The organism is Glutamicibacter sp. AGC84, assembly GCF_053543575.1.
In genome coordinates this window covers 307,392-310,798 of sequence record NZ_JBLVOC010000005.1, presented here as the reverse complement: position 1 = coordinate 310,798, position 3,407 = coordinate 307,392, and the positions used below count along the sequence as shown (strand labels likewise).

4 protein-coding genes are annotated in these 3,407 nt (G+C 59.6%); 1 reads left to right on the top strand and 3 read right to left on the bottom strand.

The genetic code is table 11. The features are described from left to right. Positions 1-34: 34 nt before the first annotated feature. The 3 genes from ACNPN0_RS03285 to ACNPN0_RS03275 form a co-directional block, all read right to left on the bottom strand. Complete coding sequence (locus ACNPN0_RS03285; protein WP_400342100.1) at positions 35-1,255, bottom strand: pyridoxal phosphate-dependent aminotransferase; 1,221 nt, start codon at positions 1,253-1,255, stop codon at positions 35-37. Positions 1,256-1,347: 92 nt separating this feature from the next. After that, positions 1,348-2,253 (bottom strand): glycine betaine ABC transporter substrate-binding protein, encoded by a 906-nt coding sequence (locus tag ACNPN0_RS03280; RefSeq protein ID WP_400342097.1) that lies wholly within the window; start codon positions 2,251-2,253, stop codon positions 1,348-1,350. A 40-nt stretch (positions 2,254-2,293) separates the two neighbouring features. Continuing rightward, positions 2,294-2,764, bottom strand: a complete 471-nt coding sequence (locus ACNPN0_RS03275) for an NUDIX hydrolase (RefSeq protein ID WP_402470595.1) — start codon at positions 2,762-2,764, stop codon at positions 2,294-2,296. A 112-nt stretch (positions 2,765-2,876) separates the two neighbouring features. Here ACNPN0_RS03275 and ACNPN0_RS03270 point away from each other — a divergent pair, with 112 nt between their 5' ends. Beyond that, the gene (locus tag ACNPN0_RS03270) at positions 2,877-3,383 is read left to right on the top strand and encodes an Lrp/AsnC family transcriptional regulator (RefSeq protein WP_105657592.1); all 507 of its coding nucleotides are present in this window, start codon (positions 2,877-2,879) and stop codon (positions 3,381-3,383) included. The last annotated feature ends 24 nt before the right edge of the window (positions 3,384-3,407 follow it).

Genomic DNA, 3,407 nt, shown 5'->3' with positions numbered 1-3,407 from the left:
GGTGATTCTGGGCCCGGTTCAGCATCCGGGCAGCCTATGCGCGAGCGCGCCAGTCCTCCAGGAACTGTCCGATGCGTCCAACCGCATCAGTCAGGTCGCGCACGTTGGGCAAGGTGACCAAACGGAAGTGATCCGGACGGATCCAGTTGAAGGCGGTGCCCTGGGAGATCAGGATCTTCTGCGCCTTGAGCAGTTCAAGGGCGAAGGTCTCATCGTTGTGGATCGGGTAGACCTCGGGATCCAGCTTCGGGAACATGTAGAGCGCGCCCTTGGCCTTCTGGACGCTCACGCCAGGAATCGCGCTGAGCAGGTTGTAGGCCGCATCGCGCTGTTCAAGCAGGCGTCCGCCAGGCAGGATCAAGTCATTGATCGACTGGTAGCCGCCCAAGGCGGTCTGGATTGCGTGCTGTGCCGGCACATTGGCGCACAGGCGCATGTTGGTCAGCAGGTTGATGCCCTCGATGTAGTCGCCGGCCTGGTGCTTGGGACCGGAAATAGCCATCCACCCAGCACGGAAGCCGCACACGCGGTAGGCCTTGGACAGGCCGGAGAAGGTCAGTATCAGCACGTCATCTGCCAACGAAGCGGTGTTGATGTGCACGGCGTCTTCGTAGAGGATCTTTTCGTAGATCTCGTCCGAGAACACAATCAGGTTGTGCTTGCGCGCCAGCTCGAGTATCCCCTCCAAGGTTTCCTTGGGGTACACCGCACCGGTCGGGTTATTGGGGTTGATGATCACGATGCCCTTGGTGCGATCGGTGATCTTCGCTTCCATGTCCTGAAGATCAGGAAGCCAGCCTTCTTCCTCGGTATTCATGTAATGCACCGGGGTGCCCCCGGCCAGTGAAACCGAAGCGGTCCACAGCGGGTAGTCAGGGGCGGGAATCAGGATCTCGTTGCCGTTATTCAGCAGCGCATTCAACGAGAGGGTGATCAGCTCGGAGACACCGTTGCCCAGGTAGACGTCATCCACGCCGATGGTCTGGATGCCACGGGTCTGGTAGTACTGCGAGACGGCGGTACGTGCCGAGAGAATGCCGCGGGAGTCGGAGTATCCTTGGGCGTTAGGCAGGTTGCGAATCATGTCAACGAGCACCGCGTCGGGGGCCTCGAAGCCGAACGGCGCGGGATTGCCGATGTTCAGCTTCAGGATGCGGTGTCCTTCGGACTCCATGCGCGTGGCGTGCTCAAGCAGCGGGCCGCGGATGTCGTAGAGGACGTTGTGCAGTTTCGTTGATTGTTTGAATTCTGCCATGGTTACACTTTCTCACGTCAGGTGCGATCGACACACCTTGTTACTCGACCGCTATGGTCAGCGGTCGAAATCCTGGGAGAGCTGGCTGGGGCCTACTCTTCGATGATCCATTCCCAACGGGTGGCCGCTTGCTCTGGGCTCAGTCCGTCGGCCTGGCTGACCATGCGGTTCAGGTCCACGAGGGACTGCTGCGAGAATTCGCCGGTGATCTTGTCCAGTTCTGCCTGGGCCTTGTCATCCACGTCGCCGTTGGCCAGTACCATGTACTGCTCGGCGTTGAAGAAGGCGGCGCTTCCCGGAATGCTGTAGAAGCCTTCATCGGAGATGACTGCATCTCCCGACCCGAGCGCCACCGCGCTGTCCACCGAGGCACGAAGCTTGCTGGCCAGTTTCGCCGGCTCCTCAGCCACGACCTTCGGCTTCTCGCAGCCAGCGTCCTCCAATGATGCCTTCAAGGATGCGGCGTTGGCTTCATCGCTAATGATCGTCAGATCTGTGCAAGCCGCAATCAGGGTTTCCACCGAATCGACCTTGTGCAAGGTTGCCTGGGCCTGGCTCATGACCAAGACCTTTCCCGCATCAGCTGGGCTGAGTTCCAAGGCAGAGAGCTCCCCCTCAGCGTCATTGATGGCGCTGCGCAGGTTCTTGGATTCCTCGACGCTCAGCAATTGATCTTCACCAGTGATGGCCGCCGGGTCAGCAACCAGGGGTAGCGCCTTGGCCGCTTGGTCCACCGCCAAATCGGCTTTTCCGTCGACCACCTGCTGGTAAGGATCAGCACTGGGCTTGTTCAACGACACCTTATAGCCTTCGGCTTTCAGCGCATTGGCATAGACATGGACCAAGGCCTGGTCTGCAGGTTGAGAACCGGCAGCAATCTGCAAGGTGATGGCCTTGCTTGGCTCGGCCGTCGGCGTTGCCTCTTCGGTGCAAGCAGACAGGGTTAGCAGCAGGGTTGCGCTGAGTGCGCCAACGGTGATGGTATTTCGCAAGTTCATGTCCCTATTGATTCTAGGGCAGGCCAGCGGCGATCCGTCGCTACTTGCCGGGTGCGGTCAGTCGCAAGATGCTCTCAACGCGTTCAATGCAGTTCAGCTTGGCAATCTCCTCGCGGGTAAACCAGGCGGCCTGGCTGGTAGAACCGTTGACTTCGTGGCGCAGTTCTCCACCGGTCAGTTTGGCCCGATAGGTGACCGCCACCGTTTGCATGGCATGGCCTTCGCCCGAGTAGCGCTTGGAACCGGGAATAACTCCCGTGCTGACATCCAGAAGCGCCAGCTCGCCCACTGCGTAGCCGGTCTCTTCATAGACTTCACGGCGCGCGCCTTCTTCGATAGGCTCCCCCAAGTCGATGCCGCCGCCGGGAAGGGACCAGCGCGGGGTGAAGCGTGGATCGCGATGACGCATATCCCAGAGCGTAAGCAGTACCTTTCCTTCGTGTTCCACCAAGCAATAGGCCGCCAGCCTGGTATCAAAGGATTCACCGGTGTGCTCAGAACGACGTGTCATATCCCCAATATATCCGTTTGTTCACCGATTATTTACTCGTACGCGGACGGCATACGCCGATTTTTCTGCCAAAGATCCCACTGATATCTCGCGAATATGATGAAATATTCTTATGGCCCAGCAATCAGAGCTTTCATCAAACGTCGATCTGGACGAAATCGATCGAATCATCATCGACGAATTGGTCGCTAATGCACGTATCTCCAATGCGACCCTCGCACAGCGTGCGGGCATCGCTCCATCCACCGCACTGTTGCGCACCCGTTCGCTGGTCGAGCGCGGCATCCTCACCGGCTACCACGCCGAGGTATCGCTGGGCGCTGTAGGCCGTACCGTGCAGGCACTGATCTCGGTCAAGCTGCGCGCCCACGACCGCGAGAAGATTGACGCTTTCGTGGCACGCATCCCGCAGCTGCCCGAGGTGCTGTCCATGTTCCATGTTTCCGGCGGCACCGATTACCTGCTGCATATCGCGGTCGGTTCCACCGATGCACTGCGTGACTGGGTGCTGGACAACCTCGCCACCGACGAGTCGGTGGGCCATACCGAAACCACCTTGGTCTTCGCGCACCACCGCGGCAACCGCGGCCCGCTGCCATTCGACGACATGATCAGCTAGCAGCGCTTAAGCGACTTGTGGCCC